Genomic DNA, 20,156 nt, shown 5'->3' with positions numbered 1-20,156 from the left:
CAAATAATCGCCGACAAGGATTAATCGCCGTGAGGAGCTGGCTGTGCACTGGGGGTCCGTGCTCGAAGAAGGCGGAGCGGGGATGGTCCGTCCTTACTTCCGCACCCATGGCCGCACCCGCCCCACGCGGGACCTGCCGGTCGAGACGCTGGTGTCGATCACCCAGCGGGGGCGGGCGGTGGTGCGGGGCAGCACGCGGGAGGAGACGGAGATCTGCGCGCTGCTGCGGACTTCGCAGTCGGTGGCGGAGGTCGCCGCCCGGCGCCGGATCCCGCTCGGGGTGGCGCGGGTGCTGCTGTCGGACCTGGCGGACCGGGGGATCGTCGCCGTGCACACCGCCCGGATGGGGTCGGGGAACCGGCCGAGTCTCGAGATGATGGAACGCATCCTGCACGGCCTGAGCCGGTTGTAAGCGCTTTCCTGCCTGCCCGCGCCGAACACCGGTAGCGTTGGGCGCGGCGGGGGAGGGCGTTCATGCGGGTACTGGTGACCGGGGGCAACGCGGGGATCGGGTACTTCGCCGCCGAGCAGCTCGCGTCCGCGGGGGCGGAAGTGGTGCTCGGCAGCCGTGACCCGGTGAAGGCGGCGGCCGCGATCGCCTCGATCCGGTCGCGGGTCGCCGGGGCGCGCGTGACCCACCTGCGGCTCGACCTCGCCGACCTGGCCCAGATCGCCACCGTCGACCCCGGTGAGCTCGACGCCGTCGTCGGCAACGCGGGGGTCATGCTCGACCACCCGCCGCGCCGCGAGACCCCGAGCGGGCACGAGCTGATGTTCGGCACCAACCACCTCGGCCACTTCGCGCTGATCGCCCGGCTGCTCCCGGTGCTGGCGCCGGACGCGCGCATCGTCACCACGGGCAGCTTCGCCGCGAAGTCCGCGAAGCTCGACTTCGCCGACCTGCAGAGCGAACGCGACTACGTCCCGAAGCGTGCTTACGAGCGGTCCAAGCTGGCCCAGATGCTCTTCGCCGTCGAACTCGACCGGCGGCTGCGGGCCGCGGGCTCGAACCGGCTCAGCGTGCTCGCCGACCCCGGCGGCGCGCTCGGCTCGCTGACGCCGTCGCGGCCGCCGGTGCACACCCGCACTGCCGGTCAGTGGCTGCGCGGGCGGCCGGCCGGGCTGCTGCTGCAGGGCAAGGACGCCGGCGCGCGGCCCGCCGTCCGCGCGGTGCTCGGCCCGGACGTCACCGGCGGGCAGCTGTGGGGGCCGCGGGTGTTCGGCCTCCGGGGCCGGCCTCGCCTGGAAGCGCGCTGGGCGAACCTGACCGACGACGTCGCCGCCGGGCGGCTCTGGGCGGAAAGTGCCACGCTGACCGGAGTGGACCCGCTGACCTGAGTGCACAGCGCCGGCGTCCGGGCTGTGCACATCGCACGGTGACGTTGCCGGGACCGCTGCTTACGGTGCGGGGAACCCATCCCCGTCCCGGATTAGGAGGTCGGCGTGGCCTCATCAGTCGGTGTCGATGACTATGCCCTCACCAGAGTGCCGGACCACGCCCGGTACTCGTGGTGGTCGGTCGCCGTCCAGCGGTTCGGCCAGGTGTCCGCCCTGTCCCAGTTCCTGCTCGGAGCCACCGTCGGCTTCGGGATGAGCTTCTGGAACGCGGTACTGGCGTTCACGCTCGGCTCGGTCATCCTGGAGCTCATCACGATCCTCGTCGGCGTCATCGGCGTCCGCGAAGGTCTGTCCACGTCCATGATCGCCCGCTGGACCGGCTTCGGCCGCGGCGGCTCGGCGCTCATCGGGCTCGCCATCGGGATCAGCCTGATCGGCTGGTTCGGCATCCAGTCCGCGGTGTCCGCACAGGGGCTCGCCGCGCTCATCGGCGGCCTGCCGGAGTGGGGCTGGGCGCTGCTGTTCGGCCTGCTCGTCACCGCGATCGTCGTCCGCGGCTTCCACTCCATGGCCTGGACGGCGTACCTGACCGTGCCGGCCTTCCTGATCCTCGTCGGCTGGTCGGTCATTTCCGAGCTGACCCGCCACGACCTCGGCACGCTCGTCTCCTCGGCCCCGCCCGGGCCGTCGCTGAGCCTGCTGCAGGGCACCACGCTGGTGGCCGGCGGCTTCATCGTCGGCGCCGTCATCACCCCGGACATGACCCGCTTCAACCGGTCCACTTCGGACGTCGTCAAGCAGACGCTCGTCGGGATCACCCTCGGCGAGTACGTCATCGGCCTGTCCGGCGTCCTGCTCGCGCACGCCGTCGGCAGCGCCGGGATCACCACGATCGTGACGTCGTCGGTCGGCTGGGTCGGCCTGCTGATCGTCATCGCCGGCACGATGAAGATCAACGACTGGAACCTGTACTCGTCGGGGCTCGGGGTCGTGAACTTCATCGGCACGGTGTCCGGGCGCAAAGCCCACCGCGGGCTCGTGACGGCCGTGCTCGGCGTCGCGGGCAGCCTGCTCGCCGCGGCGGGGATCCTGGCCAAGTTCACCGACTTCCTCACCGTGCTGGGGGTCGCGTTCCCGCCGATCGCCGGGATCATGGTCGCCGAGTACTTCGTGGTGAAGAAGTGGCGCGGGGACCTGGAAGCCGCCCGGGCGCGGGGAACCGTGCCCGAAGAGGCCCCGGTGTGGGTGCCCGCCACGATCGTCGTCTGGATCGCCGCGGCGGTCTTCGGCGAGTTCGTCGAGTGGGGCCTGCCGAGCATCAACTCGCTCGTCGTGGCCTTCGTCCTGTACGTCGTCGCCGGGAAGCTCGGCCTGGTGCGGGGGATCGGCAGCAGCCGGACCGCCGAGGCCGCTCCCGCCGTCCAGTCTGCTTAAGGAGAATCTTCGTGCGCATCGGCATCGACGTCGGCGGCACCAACACCGACGCTGTCCTGCTCGACGGCCGCCAGGTGCTCGCCTCGGTCAAGACCAGCACGACCGCGGACGTCACCTCGGGCATCGTCGCCGCGATCGACGGCCTGCAACGGCAACGCGCGTTCGACCCGGCGGCGGTGCGGGCGGTGATGATCGGCACCACGCACTTCATCAACGCCCTCGTCGAGGCCCACCGGCTCGCGCCGACCGCGGCCGTGCGGCTGAGCCTGCCGGCCGGTGCGTCGCTGCCGCCGATGGTCGACTGGCCGCAGCGGCTCGTCGACGCGGTGTCGGGGCGCAGTTACCTGGTCCACGGCGGACACGAGTTCGACGGCCGCCACATCGCGGAGCTCGACGAGAGCGAGCTGCGCAAGGCCGCCGACGACATGGGGGCGGCCGGGGTGCGCAGCGTCGCGATCACCTCGGTCTTCTCCCCGGTCAACGCCGAGTTCGAAGCCCGCGCGGCCGAGATCATCGGCGCGCAGCTGCCGGACGTCGCCATCTCGCTGTCCCACGAGATCGGCCGGATCGGCTTGCTGGAGCGGGAAAACGCGACGGTGATCAACGCGGCGCTGCGGGAGCTGGCCGCGCACATCGTCGACGGGCTGGCCGCGTCGGTCACCGGCGCGGGCATCACCGCGCCGCTGTACCTGAGCCAGAACGACGGCACGCTGATGGACGTCGACTTCGCCCGCCGCTACCCGGTGGCGACGTTCGCTTCAGGGCCGACGAACTCGATGCGCGGCGCCGCCGTGCTGTCCGGTTTGGACACGTGCGCGGTGGTCGACGTCGGCGGCACGACGTCGGACGTCGGCGTGCTGCGGCAGGGGTTCCCGCGTGAGGCGACCACGGACGTCAGCGTCGCGGGCATCCGGACCAACTTCCGGATGCCGGACGTGCTGTCGATCGGCATCGGCGGCGGCAGCCGGGTGCGCGGGAACGTCACCGTGGGCCCGGACTCGGTCGGCTACGAGCTGACGTCGAAGGCGCTGGTGTTCGGCGGGGACACGCTCACCGCGACCGACATCGCGGTGGCCGCGGGCCGGGCGGACATCGGGGACGCGTCCTTGGTCGCACACCTGGACAAGGGTCTGGTCCGGGCGGCGCTGGACCGCATCGCCGCCGACGTGTCCGATGTGGTCGAACGGATGCGGACGTCGGCCGAGCCGTTGCCGGTGGTCGCCGTCGGCGGTGGTTCGGTGCTGCTGCCGGACGAACTCGCCGGCTGCGGCGCGGTGCACCGGCCGGAGAACTACGCCGTGGCCAACGCGATCGGCGCGGCCATCGCGCAGATCGGCGGCGAGGTCGACCGCGTCTACGTGATCGAGCCCGGCCGTCGCGACGCCGTGGTCGAGGAGGCGAAGCAGGAGGCCGTCGACCGGGCGGTGGCGGCCGGTGCGTCGCCGGCGTCGGTCGGCATCGTCGACTTCGACGAAGTGCCCATCCCGTACCTGCCCGGCAACGCCACGCGCATCCGCGCCAAGGCCGTCGGCGACCTGCAGCTGGGGGCGTGATGCGCGAGATCACTCAGGACGACCTCGACGACATCGCCCGCGGTGCCGCCATCCTCGGCACCGGGGGCGGTGGCGACCCGTACATCGGGCGGCTGCTCGCCCGGTCCGCGGTCCGCACGCACGGCTCGGTGCCGCTGGTCCCCTTGGCGGAGGTGCCGGACGACGCCGTCGTGCTGCCGGTCGCGATGATGGGCGCGCCGACGGTGATGGTGGAGAAGCTGCCCTCGGCCGAGCAGGTGGGCCTGGCCGCGCGCACCCTCGCCGGCTACCTCGGCAAGGAGCTGACGCACATCGCGTGCGCCGAGGCCGGGGGCGTCAACTCGCTCATCCCGGTCGTCGCGGCCGCGCAGCTCGGGCTGCCGCTGGTCGACGCGGACGGCATGGGCCGCGCGTTCCCCGAGCTGCAGATGGTCCTTCCCACACTGTATGGAATCCGCGCGACGCCGATGTCCATTGCCGACGAAAAGGGCAACCGCGGAGTATTGGATACCGTCGACAATCGCTGGGCGGAGCGCCTGGCCCGGTCGGCGACCATCGACATGGGCTGCTCGGCGATGATCAGCAACTACGCGATGTCCGGCGACCAGGCCCGGGAGTCGCTGGTGCCGGGCACGCTGAGCCTGTGCGCGGAGCTGGGCGCGCTGGTGCGCGCGGCTCGAGAGGCGCACGGGGATCCAGTATCCCGCGTCGTCGAGCGGCTGGGCGGGCAGCGGCTGTTCAGCGGCAAGGTCGTCGACGTCGCCCGCCGGACGGTCACCGGCTTCGCCCGCGGCGAGGCCCGCCTGTCCGGAATGGACGGTGACGAAGGCGCCGAGCTGGTGCTGCGGTTCCAGAACGAGCACCTGGTGGCCGAGCGCGACGGCGTCGTCCAGGCGTCGGTGCCCGACCTGATCTGCACGCTGGAACGCGAGACCGGGGAAGCCGTCACGACCGAGGGCCTGCGGTTCGGCCAGCGCGTGACGGTGATCGCCGCACCCGCCGACCCGCGCTGGCACACGCCGGAGGGCATCGCGCTCGCCGGCCCGCGGTACTTCGGCTACGACATCGACCCGATCGGAGTGGCCGGGTGAGCTGGACCCTGACCGAAGACGACCTGCCCGACCTCGCCCGCGGCGCCGCCGTGCTCGGCACCGGCGGGGGCGGTGACCCGTACGTCGGACGGCTGCTCGTGCGCGAGGCCATCCGGAAGCACGGGCCGATCACGATCCTCGACCCGTCCGAAGTGGACGACGACGCGCTGGTGATCCCGACCGCGCAGATGGGCGCGCCGACCGTCGTGCACGAGAAGCTGCCCAACGGCGCCGAGCCCGTGCTGGCCCTGCGGACGCTGGAGAAGCACCTAGGGAAGCGCGCCGACGCGACCATGCCGATCGAGTGCGGGGGCATCAACTCGATGATCCCGCTGATCGTCGGCGCCCGGCTCGGGCTGCCGGTGGTGGACGCCGACGGCATGGGCCGGGCGTTCCCGGAGCTGCAGATGGAGACGTTCGGTGTCTACGGTATCCCGGGCTCGCCGATGGCGATCGGCGGGGAACGCGGCGAGACGACCGTGATCGACACCGGCGCGGACAACCGGCGGATGGAGTGGCTGGCCCGCGGCGTCACCATCCGGCTCGGCGGCGTCGCGCACATCGCCGAGTACGCGATGAGCGGCGCCGACGTGAAGCGGACCGCCGTGCCGCAAACGCTTTCGCTGGCGCTGACCGTGGGCCGCGCGATCCGGCTCGCGCGGGAAGCCAACGAGGATCCGGTCGAACGGCTGGCCGCCGCGCTGGCCGAGACGCCGTACGAGCACCTGCGGGTGCTGTTCCGCGGCAAGGTGTCCGATGTGGAGCGCCGGACCGAGGCGGGCTTCGCGCGCGGGCGGGCCGCGGCGGTGTCGTTCGACGGTTCGAGCAAGCTGGAGATCCTGTTCCAGAACGAGAACCTGCTGGCCACTGTGGATGGTTCCGTGCGGTGCGTGGTGCCGGACCTGGTCTGCGTGCTGGAGTCGTCGACGGCCGAGCCGATCACCACCGAGACGCTGCGGTACGGCCAGCGCGTCACCGTTGTCGGCATCTCGACGCCGCCGCTGATGCGCACGCCGGAGGCCCTGGACACCTTCGGCCCGGGCGCGTTCGGGCTGCTGCACGCCTTCGTCCCCGTCGAGGAGATCGCGTGAGCCTGGCCGGGAAGAACGTCGTGATCATCGGTGGCGGTTCCGGGATCGGGCTGGCGGTGGCCCGGCGTTCGGCCGCGGCGGGTCCGTCGGTGCACCTCGGCGGGCGCACGCGGGCTCGGCTGGCGGCGGCCGGGGCGGAGATCGGGGCCACCTGGCAGGTCGTCGACAGCACCGGCCAGGACTCGCTGGCCGCGTTCTTCGGCGCCCTCGACCGCGTCGACCACCTCTTCACGCCCGGCGCGTCCTACACGGTCGGGCCGCTGCGGGAGCTGAGCGACGAGGACGCGGCCAGCCCGTTCGTGACGAAGTTCTGGGGCCAGTACCACGCCGTCAAGCACGCGGTGCCGAAGCTGGCGCCCGACGCGTCGATCGTGCTGATGTCCGGCGCGGCGAGCGTCCGGCCGCCGGGCGCCGCACCCGCGTACGTCGCCTGCAACGCCGCCGTCGAAGGGCTCGGCCGCGGGCTCGCGGTCGAGCTGGCCCCGGTCCGGGTGAACGTCGTCGCGCCGGGCACGATCGACGGCAACCTGTGGGCTGGGCGGCCCGCGGCGGTCCGGGAGGCGAGCTTCGCGCAGTACCGCGGGGACACGCTGCTGCACCGCGTCGGGAAGGAGTCCGAAGTGGCCGATGCGGTGCTGTACCTGTTCGGCAGCACGTACACCACCGGGTCGACGCTCTACCCCGACGGTGGGTACGCCCTGCGCTGAGCTCGTCTACTGTGGTCAGTCATGCGCATCGCCGCCGGTGACGTGGCCGCCCTCGAACGCGGGGTGGCCCTGCTCGGGTCCGGCGGTGGCGGGGACACCGTCACCGCCGCCGTGCTGCTGCGCCGGTTGCTCTCGGACGGCCGCTCGCTCGAGGTCTCGCCGGTGGCGGACCTGCCGCCGTCCGCCCGGGTGGTGCCGATCGGCGTGGTCGGCGCGACGGCGGCGTTCACCGAGAAGCTGCCGGGCGGGGACGAATTCGCGGCCGCGGTGGCCGCCGTCGAACGCTGGACCGGCGAGCGCGCCGACGCGCTGATGTCCATCGAGATCGGCGGCCTCAACGGGTTGCTGCCGCTGGTCGTGGCCGAGCAGCTCGGGCTGGGGTACGCCGACGCCGACCTCTCCGGCCGCGGGCTGCCGCGGCTCGACCAGTTCTCCGTCGCCGCGACCGGCCGCGGGGTGGCGCCGGCGGCACTGGCGGAGCCGGGTGGCCAGGTCGTCGTGCTGGCGGCCGGGTCCGACGCCGTCGTCGAGCGGGGCACGCGAGCGTTCCTGGCCGGCTCCGGCGGCTGGGCGGCGTTCGCGCTCGCGCCCATCCCGGCCGGGGAGCTGGCCGCGTGCGCGGTACCGGGGACGACGAGCGGCGCGCTGGCGCTCGGCCGCCGCGTGCTGGCCGCTGGGGAGAGCCCGGCGCGTGAGGCTCTCGAAGCGGCGCTGGACGGCTCGGTGCTGGCCCGCGGCCGGGTCCTCGAAGTGGCGCGGCACGTCGGGCCCGGGCAGCACGGCAGCCCGGGCTTCGGCCGCGGCAGCGTCACGCTGGCCGACCACCGCGACGGTGCGCTCCTGCGGCTGGAGATGGAGAACGAATACCTGCTCGCGCTGCGCGACGGGACCCCGGTGGCGTCCACCCCGGACGTGCTGTCGGTGCTCGACCACCGCACCGGCGTGCCGGTGTCGTGCGACGCGATCCGCGCGGGCGTGGAGGTCGACGTGGTCCGCCTGGCGGCGGCCCCGTTCTGGACCGACCCGCGGTGGCTCCCGGTGGTGCGCCCCCGCGCGTACGGCATCGACTGCGACCCGGTGGGCCTCCCGTGACCGCCCGGCCGACAACGCCCCAACGCCACATTGGGTGCGTTCAACGCACCCAATGTGGCGTTCGGTGCGTCCAGCGCACCCAATGTGGCGTTGGTTGCGTCCAGCGCACCGAACGCCACATTGGGGCGCTTGGGGGGAGGGGGTCGTGAGCCTGCGGCGGGTGCTCGCGTTGCCGGGCTGGGCGGCGCACGTCCGGCTGCTGGCCGGCGGGGCCGGGCTCGACCGTCCACTCGCGACGGTTCAGGCCACTTTGGACGCTTCGCGCACGCCGGTGGCGGGTGAACTGACCGTCGTCGTCCGGCCGGTCGCCGGGACGGACTGGCAGATCGACGCACTCCTGCGCCGCTGCGCCGACGCCGGGGCGACCGCGGTGTTGCTGCCCGGCGCCGAGCCGCTCGCCGCGTCGCGCCTGCTCGCCGACCGCCTGGCCGTGCCGCTGCTGGGCACCGGTGCGTCGCCGCTGGACCTGCTCGTCGAGGCCCGGCTGCTGCTCGCCGCTCCCGAAGTGGACCGCGCCGACCTGCTGCTGGCCACGCACCGCGCGCTCGGCGACCGGCTGCGCCCGCCCGAAGAGGTCGTCGCGGTGCTGCGGCGGCTGCTGCGCTCACCGGTCGCCGTGCTCGACGACCGCGGTGCGCCGCTGGCCGGTGAGGTCACCGGGCGCGTCCGGCTCGACGAGCCGGTCCCGCAGCGGACCGAGCTCGGCGACGGCGTGCTGGTGGCCCACCCCGTGCTGCTGCAGCGGCCGGCGCTGTGGGTGGCGGCCGAGCTGCGGGGGACGGAAGCCGCGCGCGCCGACGTCGTCCCGCCCGCGCTCGCGGTGGCTGCCGGGGTGCTCCAGCGCTGGCTGCTGGCCAACCGGCTGGAACTGGAACGGGACGCGCGCTCGCGCACGGCGTTGCTCGGCGACCTGCTGCGCCTGGACACCGAGCCCGGCGCGGACCTGCGCCGCCGCGTCGCGGACGCGGGCTGGCGGCTCGGCGGCTGGCACGTCGGGCTGCACATCGGCGTCCCGGCGGCGGTCGACACGGTGGCCCGCACCCAGGACGTGGTGCGGGCACTGCGCGCGGAGGACGTCGAGGCGGTGGTCGTCGAGCACGGCGACGGCTGGACCGGCTGGGTCACCTTCGACCACGAGCCGACCGCGGCCCGGGTGCGCTCGCTGGCGACCCGGCTGCAGGCGGCGCACCGCACGTTCCGCCTGGGCGCGCACATGGGCGTCGGACGGCCGCACGCGCGCCCGGAAGGCCTCGCGGCGACGGTCGCGGAAGCCCGCGACGCGGCCCGGCTCGCCGCGACCCGGCCGGAAACCGGGCACTTCCTGCACGTCGACCAGCTCGGCATGGCCCAGCTGCTGCTGGAGTGGACCCGCACGGACACGTTCGAGCCGGCCGCGCGGGCGCTGATCGCCCCGCTCCTGGACGCGCCCGGCGACCTGGTCCGCACCCTGGCGGCCTACCTGGACGCGGAGTCCTCGCTCGCCGAGACGGCCACGGTGCTGGGCGTGCACCGCAACACCGTGGCCGCGCGAGTGGCGCGGATTTCGCAGCTGCTCGGCGTGGACCTGTCCCGCCCGGACGAGAGGCTGGCCCTGCACCTCGCGTCCCGGGCGGTGACCCTCGAGTGACTACTTGTCGTCGTCCCCGCCGCCGGTGACGTTGCCGATGCTGGCGGGCACACCCTTGATCATGTCGACGACGGTCTTGCCGGCCAGGCCCGACTTGCCGAACCACGGGTCGGTCATGACCTTGATCGCCGACTCGAACTTTTCGGCGCCTTCCTTGCCGAAGACCTTGCCGAGCTCGTGCACGGAGAAGTTCGAGATCTTGTCGAACTTCTGCATGATTTCCGGCGTCACACCGTCCATTTGGGACAGCTTGTTCTTGATGACGTCGGTCATCTGATCGGTGAACGGCTTGTGCGGCTTGGGATCCGGAGTCGGCGCCGGAGTGGAGTCCGGCTTGGGCTCGGGAGTGGCGTCCGGCTTGGGTTCCGGGGTGGCCGACGATGATGAGGGCGCGGGTTCCGGCTTCGGTTCCGGGGTGGTGTCGGGCTTGGGCTCCGGCTTGGGTTCCGGGGTCGCCGACGACGAGGACGGCGCGGGCTCCGGTTTCGGCTCGGGCTTGGGCTCTGGTTTCGGGTCGGGCTTGGGCTCCGGCTTGGGTTCCGGCGTGGCCGAGGACGAAGACGGCGCGGGTTCCGGCTTGGGCTCTGGCTTCGGCTCGGGAGTGGTGTCGGGCTTCGGTTCCGGTTTGGGTTCCGGGGTCGTCGAGGAGGAGGACGGGGTGGTGTCAGGCTTCGGTTCCGGTTTGGGTTCCGGGGTCGCCGAGGACGACGACGGCGTCGTGTCCGGCTTCGGTTCCGGCTTGGGCTCGGGCGTAGTGTCCGGCTTGGGTTCCGGCTTCGGCTCCGGCGTCGCCGACGACGGCTTCGGCTCGGGCTTCGGGGCCGGGGCCGGGTCGGGCTTCGGGGTCGGTTTCGGTGTGGGCGTGGACGTGAGGCCGCCGGCCGGGGGCTTGACCGCCGCCAGGTCGTCGCCCGCCTTGCCCATCTTCGTCAGGGCCTGGAGCAGGTCGCCGAGCTTCTTCGCCAGCTGGGCCAGCTTCGCGCCGATCTTGCCCAGCGCGGTGGCCACCGTGCCGATCGTCGTGCCGATGAAGATGGCGATCGACGCGCCGAACGTCACCGGGGCCAGCGCTGCCGCGATCAGGGCGCCCTTGATGATCGTCGCGAGGAGCATCGCGATCAGGTCGCGGAGGATGCCGCGGAAGGCGCCGACGATGCCGCCCGCGATCTTCATGTTCTTGCCGGCCTGGTCGAGGTACCAGCCGAGCGAGCCCAGCTGCGCGGTGACCGCGTCCATGTCCTTCTTGAACTGGTCCGCGGCGTTGCCGCTCCACTCCTTCAGCAGCTTGTCGAGCGCCTGCTGGTGCTGCGTCGACCACTCCTCGAGCTTCTTCTTCTCCGCCGTCAGCGCTTCGCTGGCCGCCGCGATGCCGATCGGGTCGCCCATCAGGATGTCCAGCGGCCACCGCAGGATCGTGATGTGCTCGATGAGCCAGCCGATCCCGGCCGTGAGCAGGCTGCCGATCGGGTCGAGCACGAGACCGATCGTCTCCAGCGCCATGCCCGCCGAGCCGATGCCGATCGCGACCTTGTCGTTTTCCTTGACGGCTTTGTCGAGGCCGATCGCCGCTTCGAAGAAGCCCGCGCCGGCCGACGCGTTGTCGCTGTTGAACAGCTCCGAGCCGTGGAGGCTGACGTCCTTGCTCTTGTAGTCGTCGGCCACTAGTCGAACCTCACGATCGAGTTCACCGCATCCTGTTCACCCGACTGGTAGCGCTTCGCGGCCTCGGTGACCTTGTCGGCGAACTCGCCGATGGTCTTCGAGTAGGCGTCGAACTGGTGCCGTGCCTTGTCCGTCCAGGTGCTCGCGCCCGCGGCCATCAGCTGGCACGCCGGGTTGATCCCGAACATGCCCGGGTCGCAGACCATGCCGCCGACGAGGTCGGAGGTGCTCTTGAGGTTGCTCTGCAGCTCGTCGAGGTGCTTGCCGAAGGTGGCCAGGGGCTCCGAAGAGACCGTGAAGCCGCCGCCGCTCACCAGGGGTTCGATTCGTCGTCGAAGTGGTCGTCGGCCGGGGGACGGCGACGCGGGGCGGACGGCGGCGCGGCCGGCGGTCCGGCCGGGCGCGGCGGCGCGGGCGGGGCCGGCGGCGGGGTCCGCTCGGGCTCGGCGGCGGTCTCCGGCGACGCGAAGTCGCCGTCCGGCGGCGGATCCGGCGGGAGGAAGGACCGGACCATGTCGGTCGACTCGCCGTCGCCGTTGATGGTCGCGAAGGAGTCGGCGACGGCACGGGCGGTCTGGCGCTGGGCGTCGCGCACCGCACCCATGATCGTCGCGGTCAGCCGCGCCGGACCCAGTTCGCACGCGCGGTGGCCGAGCTCGAGGTTCGTCAGGGCGCCGTTCGGGGCGAGCGTCACGGTGACCGCGCCGTCGCGGGTGCGGACCGTGGCCCCGGCCGCGGAAATCGCTTCGTTCAGCGCCGCGGCCTTGGTCTGCATTTCCCGGACCTGCCGTTCGAGCAGCAGCTGGAAGTCTTCACCTGGCCCCAAGTTGGGTTGCACGAATTCGACTCCTCGTGACGGGGATCGGGCCGGCGCCCGTGATCCGGACAGGCTAGCGCACACCGGACGTTCATCCACTGCTATCCGGGGATATGCCTGGATGACTCCCCGAAGTTGCCCGCTAATGCCCTCGATCGGGTTGACCCGGACCGCGCTCCGGGTTGCACGATCGAGTCATGACCGAACTCGACGACTACCGGCCGCTGGGCCGATCCGGACTGCGCGTCTCGCCGCTGGCGCTCGGCGCGATGACCTTCGGAACCGGCCCCCTCTGCGCCGACGACGACACCGCCCGCAAGGTCTTCCGTGCCTACACCGAGCGCGGCGGCAACTTCGTCGACACCGCCGACAACTACAGCGCCGGCCGCAGCGAGGAGCTGGTCGGCGAATTCCTCCGCGACGTCGGCCGCGACGACGTCGTGCTCGCCACCAAGTACTCCGGGCCCGACTTCAGCGGCGGGAAACCGCTTTCGGACCCCCGCCACCGCAGCAACGGGCGCAAGAACATGGTCGCGTCGCTGGAAGCGTCGCTGCGCCGGCTGGGCGTCGACCACGTCGACCTGTACTGGCTGCACATCTGGGACGGCTTCACCCCGGCCGAGGAGGTGATGGCGGCGTTCGGCGACCTCGTGCGCGCGGGCAAGATCCGCGCGGTCGGCCTCAGCGACGTCCCGGCGTGGTACGCGACGAAGGCCGCGATGCTCGGCGGGCCGCCGGTGACGGCGCTGCAGCTGGAGTACTCCCTGATCGAGCGCGCGATCGAGGCCGAGTTCGTGCCGCTGGCGCGGGAGTTCGGCATCGCGGTCCAGCCGTGGGGCGCGATCGGCGGCGGCTTCCTCTCCGGCAAGTACACCCGCGACGGCGGCGGGGAAGGCCGGCTCGCCGGCGGCGCGCCCTACCGGTCCCTGCCGGAAACCCGCTGGGCCGTGCTGGACGCGGTCCGCGAGCTCGCGGCCGAGGTGGGCGCGACCCCGGCCCAGGTGGCACTGCACTGGGTGACGCGCCGCCCGTCGATGCCGGCCCCGCTGATCGGCGCGCGGTCACCCGAGCAGCTCGCCGAAACCCTGGGCGCGCTGACGCTCGAGGTGACCGACGCCCAGCTGGACCGGCTGACGGAGGTGAGTGCGCCGGAACTCCCGTTCCCGCACGGCATCCTGGCCCACCTCAACGCCGACCTGCCGGGCTAGCGGCCGCGCGTCGCAAGCCGGCTGACGTCCCGGGGCGAGCGCCCCAATGTGGCGTTCGGTGCGTCCAGCGCACCCAATGTGGCGTTCGGTGCGTCTGACGCACCCAATGCCACATTGGGGCGCTCGCCCGGGCTCGGACGCGCGACGCTAGCCGCGGCCGTGGTGGCCCTCGTCGGCCACGGTCTCCGCGTGTGGCTCGCCGTCGCGGCACGTCACGACCGACACGTTCTCGGTCCCGTCGTTCTTGAACTTCACCGACGCGGACGTGGCCGGGCCGCGGTCGACGTCGTCGGTGCGGAAGCCGGGGTCCGGGCTCCACGACACGAGCTCGACCCGGTCGCCGGTGCACTTCGCGACGAGGCTGCCGCCGGGGACGGTCAGGCCTCGCGGCGCCGGGGCGCTCGCCGAGGACGTCGTGGGCGAGGTCGGCGCGGGGGTGCTCGCGGGCAGCGTTTCCAGAGCGCGGGCCACGTCGCCGGCCGACAGCGGACGGCTCTGCGGGCCGAGGATGCCGGCGCCGACGACGTCGAGGGCCACCGTGCCGGCGCCCGCGGTCACGGCGGCGGCCAGCAGCCAGCCGCCTGCCATCAGCACCACGCGTCCGTTCACCCGTCCACTGTGCCATCCGGGCGGGTTAAAGCGCGGCTAAGGCGCTCCTAGCGTTCGGCAGGAGCCGGGCGAAGCGCATTCGCGTGTGTAGCCTCCCGGACATGGCGACCGTGCTGCTCGTCGAGGACGACCCGACCATCCGCACGGCCGTGCTGCGCGCGCTGACCGAGCGCGGGCACGCGGTGACGTCCGTGCCGACCGCGATGGCCGGGCTCCAGGCCGCCGTCACCGACCGGCCCGACGTCGTGCTGCTCGACCTCGGTCTGCCCGACCTCGACGGCCGCGAGGTGCTGCGGATGGTCCGTGCGGTCAGCGCCGTGCCGATCATCGTGGTCACCGCCCGCGACGCGGAGGAGGAGATCGTGCGGCTGCTCGACGCGGGCGCCGACGACTACGTGGTGAAGCCCTTCGGCGGCGCCCAGCTCGATGCCCGGATCCGCGCCGTGCTGCGGCGCAGCGAGCTGGAGGAGACGGTGGCGCCGGTGGTGGTCGGCGGCCTGACCGTGGACGCGCGGACTCGCCAGGCCTCGCTCGAAGGCGCGCCGCTGGACCTCACCCCGCGCGAGTTCGACCTCCTGCACTACCTGGCGAGCCGGGCGGGGACCGTGGTGAGCAAGCGCGAGCTGCTCGCCGACGTCTGGAAGCTGCCCTACGCCGGTGCCGACAAGACCGTCGACGTGCACCTGTCGTGGCTGCGGCGCAAGCTCGGCGAGACCGCGCAGGAGCCGCGTTACCTGCACACCGTGCGGCGGGTCGGCGTCCGGCTGGCCGAGCCGGGGGCCGGCGCGTGAGGAAGCGGCTCGCCGTCCTCGTCGCCGCCGCGATGAGCCTGGTGCTGGTGGCTTTCCTGGTGCCGCTGGCGATCCTGCTGAAGTCGGTCACGGCGGACCGCGCGGTCACCGCCGCCACGGCGAAGGCGCAGTCCCTCACGTCCTTGGTGGCGACGGCGGGCGCCGCGGCGCTGCGGCCGGCGGTCGACCAGCTCAACACCACCGCCGGCCACCCGGTGACCGTGTTCCTGCCGGACGGCACCGTGCTCGGCGCACCCGGTCCGCGCACCCCGGGGGTCACGCTGGCCGCGGCGCAGGGCAGCAGCCTGACCGTCGAGGACGACGACGGCCGGGAAATCCTCGTCGCCGTCCAAGGGCTGCCGGGCGGGACCGCCGTCGTGCGGGCCTTCGTCGACCGGGCGGAGCTGACCCGCGGGCTGGGTGCGGCCTGGCTGGTCCTGGCCGGGCTCGGGGTGCTGCTGCTGGCGCTCGGGGTGTTCGTCGCCGACCGGCTGGCCCGCTCGATCGTGCGGCCGGTCCACGAGCTTGCGGCCGTGTCGCGCCGGCTCGCCGACGGGGACCTCGACGCCCGGGCGCGTCCCGGCGGGCCCGCGGAGGTGCGGTCGGTCGCGTCCGCGCTCAACCTCCTGGCCGCGCGGATCCGCGACTTGGTCCGGCAGGAACGCGAGGCCGTGGCCGACATCTCGCACCGCCTGCGGACGCCGTTGACCGTGCTGCGCCTCGACGCCGAGGCACTGCGCGATCCCGCCGAGGCGGAGCGGATCACCGGCCACGCCGAAAGCCTGGAGCGCCAGGTCACCGCGCTCATCGACCAGGCACGGGCCCGGGACGCGGCGCCGGGCTCGTGCGACGCGGCCGTGGTCGCCGGTGAGCGGGCGGAGTTCTGGTCGGTGCTGGCCCAGGACCAGGACCGCGCGGTGACGCTGGCGATCGACCCGGGTCCGCTGCCGGTCGCGGTCGGTGAACCCGAGCTGGCGGCTTGCCTGGACGCTTTGCTGGGCAACGTCTTCGCGCACACACCCGAGGGAACGGCGTACGCGATCCGGCTGTCGGCGACGCCCGGCGGCGCCTGCCTGGAGGTCTCGGACGAGGGACCGGGCTTCGACGAGGTTCCGCGCGGCGAGAGCGGCGCCGGCTCGACCGGGCTCGGGCTCGACATCGCCCGCCAGACGGCGCGCGCGTCCGGCGGGACGTTCACCGTGACCCGCGCGCGGCCGCACGGCGCCCGGATCGTGCTGGAGCTCGGCGCGGCTTTAGGGATGCCTTAAGGTGCGGGCAGCGCGCCGCTAGCGTCGGGTGCGTGAAGCTCTTTTCGTTGACAGGAAACGAAAGGAACGCACATGCGCAAGATCCTGGTGATCGCCGCGGCCGGTGCCGCACTCGCGGTGGGCGGCACGACGGCGGCCCTCGCCCAGTCCGGCGCCGATGACGGCCGCCCGGCTCCCTCCTCGACGGCTCCGGTGACCTCGGCCGCCACCTGGCCCGCACCGAGCACGTACCCGACCCGCACCCACGACCTGGGCGACGACCACGGCGGCCGGACCGCGGAGCCGGGCGACGACCGCGGCGGCCGGACGTCGTCGAGCACGTACCCGACCCGCACGCACGACCTGGGCGACGATCACGGCGGCCGAGGCGCCGAGCCCGGCGATGACCACGGGCGCCACGGCCGGGACCACTGACCGCCCCTCGCCGAACGCCGTGAATGACTCATTCATGTCGTCAGACGACATGAATGAGTCATTCACGGCATCGTGGCCGCGACGCTCCACAGTGGACGTCAGCCCACTGGCACCCCGCGCACCTGGATCGGCCCGCGGGTCGGGTCCAGCTCCACCGCCTGCTCCACCCCGGCCGGCGTGAGCACGTCGAACGCCTTCGGCGCCGTCGCCGGGTCCACCGCGCACACCGGGGACGTGCCGCCCGCCGCGCACAGGCCGAACGTGTACTGCCCGGCCGTCGGCGTGAACGGCCGCGCCTGGTCCGGCGAGTTGCCGTCCTGGCCGGTGAGCACCACCGCGAACGTCCAGCCCGCGCCCGGCGTCCCGAACGCGGACTTCGCCACGCTGACCGTGATGTACCGCGTCGCCTGCGAAGCCTGCACCGACGGCGAAGCGAGCGAAGCACCCGAAGCGTCGACGAGCGCCGGTTCCGCGAAGCCCTGGACCTCGATGCGCCGGCTCCAGGCATCCGAAGCCGCGATCGCGTACGCCCGGCTCGGGAACGGCGCCGCGGTGGACGTCGCCGTCGCGGCCGGGTCGTGCGCGTAGATCGTCAGCAGCTGGGCGCCCAGCGGCGAGCCGAACGTCGGCGACAGGTCACGGAGCTGGGCGCGGAACACCAGGTTCGTCCCCGAGTCGATGACCTGGAAGCGCTGCAGGTCGAACGCGCCGGCGTGGAAGTCGCCCGCCGTCGGGTAGGTGTACGTGCCGGGGCCGTTGTCGTCGCCGTCCGGGTCGGTCGTGTCGAGCAGGACCGTGCCCGTGACGAAGTCCGAGCTGATCGTCTTCTGCGCGTACCCGGTGCCCGCGCCGGTCGCGGTGGCCGTGACGACGTTCGCGCCGAGCGGCGTCGGCACGGTCGCGGTGAACGTCCCCGCCGCCGAAGCCCGGGTCGACAGCACAGACGTCGTCCCGGCGTCGGTCGCCGACACGGCGAGGTCGACTCGGCTGCCCGCCGGCGCGGTGCCGGTGACCTGGGCCGTCGCGGTCGATACCGACGTGGGCGCGTCCAGCGTCACCGCCAGCGCCGCGGGTGGCGCGTGCGTGACGTACCGGGCGCGGACTTCGGCGGGCTGCTCGGGCAGCCGCCCGTCGTCGAGGGCCCTGGCCAGCCGCACGGACTGCGACTGTGCCCAGCTCAGCGGCGCCACCGAGCCGACGGACTGCCCCGGTGTGAAGCCGATCGACGCCGTCCGCGGGTCTGCGCCGTACGGGGACGCGGGCAGCGCCGGGTTCTCCCAGATCTGCTCGGGGATCAGCCCGGTGCCGCCGGTCTGCGCCCGCATCGCGCGCAGCAGCGCCGCCGCGCCCGCCCGGTCGCCGGTCTGCACGGCGTGCTCGCCGCGTTCGCCGGCGAGCACCGGCCACAGGTGCCCGGACCCGGTGTTCGTCGAGGGCCACGGCGCCCCGGTCGGGCCGCAGTTCGTCGGGTCCGGCTCGTAGCAGTCGCCGTAGCCGTCTTCGCTGCCCGCCGCCGAAGTGCCGTAGCGGTACCAGCCCGGCCCGGCCGGGGTGTCCCGCTTGATCACGCGGTCGACGACGGCGAGCGACGCGGCGACGTCCGGGTCGTTCGCGGGCAGCACGCCCAGGCGCGGCAGTTCGAGGAACCCCGCGTCGACGACCGCGCGCTGGTCGGCGTCGACCGAGCCGTTGCCGAGGTTGTAGATCCACTCCGAGTTCGGATCGCCGTTCTTGGTCAGCCGCAGGAAGTACCGGCCGCCGTACGGGCCGTTCGAGGTGACGGTCCAGCCCTTGATACTGCGCTGGAAGTGGTCGGCGGTGGCCCGGTAGACGTTCGCGCGCGCCGGGTCGCCGTTGTGGTCGGCGATCACGCCCGCGGCGACGAGCCCGGCGATCTCGGCGGCGATGGTCGAGGGGGAGTACCCGCCCTGTTCTTCCCAGCGTTCGGAACCGAACGCCGGCCCGTGCGCGACGACGAAGTCCGCCGCCGCGCGGATGTGTCCGGTGTAGAGGGTGCGGTCGCGGTCGAGCCCGGCCTGCAGCGCCATCAGGATCGGGTACGCGCTCTCGTCGAGCTGGTCGCCGCCGGAGTCCGGCGCTTTCTTGCCGTTGAGCATGGAGTTGCGCGGGAACCGGCCGTCCGGCTGCTGCTGGCGGGTGAACAACCAGCGCACGCTGGCCCGCGCCGTCTCGCGGTCGCCGGCCGCGAGCAGGCCGGAGAAGCTTTCGTAGAGGTCGCGGGCGAAGATCTCGCGGTAGGACCCGAAGTACACCGGTTTGCCGCCGGGCGCGTCGCCCGCGGAGACCGCCTGCCCCCACGGGCTGCCGAGCGACGCGACCACAGCGCCGGGGAACGTCTTGTCCTCACTGGCTTTCAGCACGTTGACCGACTGGAAGTACGCGTCGGAATCCCTGCCGCGCACCGGGATCAGCCCGTTGTCGTAGTCGCGCCATTCGCGCGCGTACTGGCGGAGGCTCTGGTCGAAGGGCGTGCGCAGGCTCGCCCCGGCCGTGGCGACGGCGGCGCGCGCGTCCGCGCCGAACCCGAGCGCGAGCACGGCGGGCCGGTGGGGCCGCAGGTCCAGCCGCGCGGTCTGCACCACGTTCCCGTCGACCGCGGACGGCGTCGTGTCCGTGAGCCGGTGGTCGCGATCCAGCTGCGCGAGCCCGTCACCCGCGGTGCCGGCGAAGCCGCTCGACGTCGCCAGGAACCGGCGGTCGGCGCGCAGCGCGGCGGCCAGCGGCGTGCCGTAGTCGCGGGCCGGCGCGCTGGAGACCGTGTTCGCGTCGGCGCTGACCAGCGCGCTCGTCGCCGCGTCGACGGTGGCGGTGTCCCCGCCGCCGTTGGCCGGGCCGCCCCCGCCGTTGCCGTTGATGCTCGCGTCGTACCGGACGTAGACCGCGAGGTCGTCGCCAGACCCCCGCAGCGGTTCCAGGCGGGTGCGGATCAGGAGGCCGGTGCGGGCCGGGTCGGCCAGGTACTCGGTGACCAGCCGGTACTTGCCGCTGCGCGGGGTCGACGTCACCTCGCAGGCCATCCCGCCCGCGCTCGTGCGGACCGTGTAGGTCATGTCGCGCGCCTGCAGGTCGGTGAAGCTGCGCCCGTCGGTGACGGCGAACTGCAGCGACTCGACGTTCGTGTTGTCGATCACCGGCGCGTAGACATCGGACAGCACGCCGCCCGCCACCGTGAACCACGCCTTGCTCGTCGTGTTCCGCGCGGTGCCGAGGCAGTCCTTGCGGGCCAGGCCGAAGTGCGAAACCGCACCCGGCCCGGGCGCCGGCGCCGCGGCGGCCACCGGAGCGGAGAGGAGGGGCGCGGCGAGCACCGCGCACAGCACCACGGACCACATCGACCGAGTCATCCGCCCATCCGATCACGCCGGGCGCACCACGCACCAGGGCCGAACGCAGCAGGAAAGTCGTTGCCGGCGATTGAGATACCGGACCGGTGGGTAGCAAACGAACAGTCCCC

Annotated in this window: 18 protein-coding genes; 13 read left to right on the top strand and 5 right to left on the bottom strand. The window is 73.3% G+C overall.

Annotation, left to right across the window (positions count from 1 at the left end; genetic code table 11):
• The first annotated feature begins 43 nt into the window (after positions 1-43).
• The 9 genes from SD460_RS46270 to SD460_RS46230 all read left to right on the top strand — a co-directional run bounded on the left by SD460_RS46270 (position 44) and on the right by SD460_RS46230 (position 9,912).
• Positions 44-412: a DUF742 domain-containing protein gene (locus SD460_RS46270; protein ID WP_290060453.1), complete on the top strand. Its 369-nt coding sequence runs from the start codon at positions 44-46 to the stop codon at positions 410-412.
• Positions 413-474: 62 nt separating this feature from the next.
• The gene (locus tag SD460_RS46265; protein ID WP_318307781.1) at positions 475-1,338 is read left to right on the top strand and encodes an SDR family NAD(P)-dependent oxidoreductase; all 864 of its coding nucleotides are present in this window, start codon (positions 475-477) and stop codon (positions 1,336-1,338) included.
• Between the two features lie 105 nt (positions 1,339-1,443).
• Positions 1,444-2,772 (top strand): purine-cytosine permease family protein, encoded by a 1,329-nt coding sequence (locus SD460_RS46260; protein WP_290060455.1) that lies wholly within the window; start codon positions 1,444-1,446, stop codon positions 2,770-2,772.
• A gap of 11 nt (positions 2,773-2,783) precedes the next feature.
• On the top strand, positions 2,784-4,325 hold the full coding sequence (locus SD460_RS46255) for a hydantoinase/oxoprolinase N-terminal domain-containing protein (protein WP_290060456.1): 1,542 nt from the start codon (positions 2,784-2,786) through the stop codon (positions 4,323-4,325).
• Positions 4,325-5,395: an S-methyl thiohydantoin desulfurase family protein gene (locus SD460_RS46250; RefSeq protein ID WP_290060457.1), complete on the top strand. Its 1,071-nt coding sequence runs from the start codon at positions 4,325-4,327 to the stop codon at positions 5,393-5,395. Before SD460_RS46255 ends, SD460_RS46250 begins: the two co-directional genes overlap by 1 nt.
• A complete protein-coding gene (locus SD460_RS46245) occupies positions 5,392-6,486 on the top strand; it encodes an S-methyl thiohydantoin desulfurase family protein (protein WP_290060458.1) in 1,095 nt (364 codons plus the stop codon). Before SD460_RS46250 ends, SD460_RS46245 begins: the two co-directional genes overlap by 4 nt.
• Positions 6,483-7,193, top strand: coding sequence for an SDR family oxidoreductase (locus SD460_RS46240; protein WP_290060459.1), 711 nt, complete (start codon positions 6,483-6,485; stop codon positions 7,191-7,193). The genes SD460_RS46245 and SD460_RS46240 overlap by 4 nt, the downstream gene beginning before the upstream one ends.
• 21 nt (positions 7,194-7,214) lie before the next feature.
• Positions 7,215-8,285: a DUF917 domain-containing protein gene (locus tag SD460_RS46235; RefSeq protein WP_318307780.1), complete on the top strand. Its 1,071-nt coding sequence runs from the start codon at positions 7,215-7,217 to the stop codon at positions 8,283-8,285.
• Between the two features lie 145 nt (positions 8,286-8,430).
• A complete protein-coding gene (locus SD460_RS46230) occupies positions 8,431-9,912 on the top strand; it encodes a helix-turn-helix domain-containing protein (RefSeq protein ID WP_318307779.1) in 1,482 nt (493 codons plus the stop codon).
• Here SD460_RS46230 and SD460_RS46225 read toward each other — a convergent pair whose 3' ends face one another.
• Genes SD460_RS46225 through SD460_RS46215 form a run of 3 tightly spaced genes read right to left on the bottom strand, consistent with a single transcriptional unit; the run spans position 9,913 to position 12,412 of the window.
• On the bottom strand, positions 9,913-11,574 hold the full coding sequence (locus SD460_RS46225) for a hypothetical protein (protein ID WP_318307778.1): 1,662 nt from the start codon (positions 11,572-11,574) through the stop codon (positions 9,913-9,915).
• Positions 11,574-11,888 carry a hypothetical protein gene (locus tag SD460_RS46220; protein WP_318307777.1) on the bottom strand — a complete coding sequence of 105 codons (315 nt, stop codon included), beginning with the start codon at positions 11,886-11,888 and terminating at the stop codon, positions 11,574-11,576. The genes SD460_RS46225 and SD460_RS46220 overlap by 1 nt, the downstream gene beginning before the upstream one ends.
• On the bottom strand, positions 11,885-12,412 hold the full coding sequence (locus SD460_RS46215; RefSeq protein ID WP_318307776.1) for a YbaB/EbfC family nucleoid-associated protein: 528 nt from the start codon (positions 12,410-12,412) through the stop codon (positions 11,885-11,887). The genes SD460_RS46220 and SD460_RS46215 overlap by 4 nt, the downstream gene beginning before the upstream one ends.
• 176 nt (positions 12,413-12,588) lie before the next feature.
• Here SD460_RS46215 and SD460_RS46210 point away from each other — a divergent pair, with 176 nt between their 5' ends.
• Positions 12,589-13,599, top strand: a complete 1,011-nt coding sequence (locus tag SD460_RS46210) for an aldo/keto reductase (protein ID WP_290063176.1) — start codon at positions 12,589-12,591, stop codon at positions 13,597-13,599.
• A gap of 147 nt (positions 13,600-13,746) precedes the next feature.
• On the opposite strand, the gene SD460_RS46205 is transcribed toward SD460_RS46210, so the two are convergent.
• Positions 13,747-14,208 carry a hypothetical protein gene (locus SD460_RS46205; RefSeq protein WP_290062812.1) on the bottom strand — a complete coding sequence of 154 codons (462 nt, stop codon included), beginning with the start codon at positions 14,206-14,208 and terminating at the stop codon, positions 13,747-13,749.
• 101 nt (positions 14,209-14,309) lie between these two features.
• Here SD460_RS46205 and SD460_RS46200 point away from each other — a divergent pair, with 101 nt between their 5' ends.
• The 3 genes from SD460_RS46200 to SD460_RS46190 all read left to right on the top strand — a co-directional run bounded on the left by SD460_RS46200 (position 14,310) and on the right by SD460_RS46190 (position 16,681).
• The gene (locus tag SD460_RS46200) at positions 14,310-14,999 is read left to right on the top strand and encodes a response regulator transcription factor (RefSeq protein ID WP_290062813.1); all 690 of its coding nucleotides are present in this window, start codon (positions 14,310-14,312) and stop codon (positions 14,997-14,999) included.
• Positions 14,996-16,267, top strand: coding sequence for a HAMP domain-containing sensor histidine kinase (locus tag SD460_RS46195; protein ID WP_318307775.1), 1,272 nt, complete (start codon positions 14,996-14,998; stop codon positions 16,265-16,267). Before SD460_RS46200 ends, SD460_RS46195 begins: the two co-directional genes overlap by 4 nt.
• 72 nt (positions 16,268-16,339) lie before the next feature.
• Complete coding sequence (locus tag SD460_RS46190; protein WP_290062815.1) at positions 16,340-16,681, top strand: hypothetical protein; 342 nt, start codon at positions 16,340-16,342, stop codon at positions 16,679-16,681.
• Positions 16,682-16,779: 98 nt separating this feature from the next.
• On the opposite strand, the gene SD460_RS46185 is transcribed toward SD460_RS46190, so the two are convergent.
• A complete protein-coding gene (locus SD460_RS46185; RefSeq protein ID WP_318307774.1) occupies positions 16,780-20,046 on the bottom strand; it encodes a glucodextranase DOMON-like domain-containing protein in 3,267 nt (1,088 codons plus the stop codon).
• Between the last annotated feature and the right edge of the window lie 110 nt (positions 20,047-20,156).

The organism is Amycolatopsis solani (assembly GCF_033441515.1).
GTDB classification, from domain to species: Bacteria; Actinomycetota; Actinomycetes; order Mycobacteriales; family Pseudonocardiaceae; genus Amycolatopsis; species Amycolatopsis solani.
Note: the sequence above shows the minus strand (reverse complement) of the source record. Positions and strands in the feature narration are given on the sequence as shown.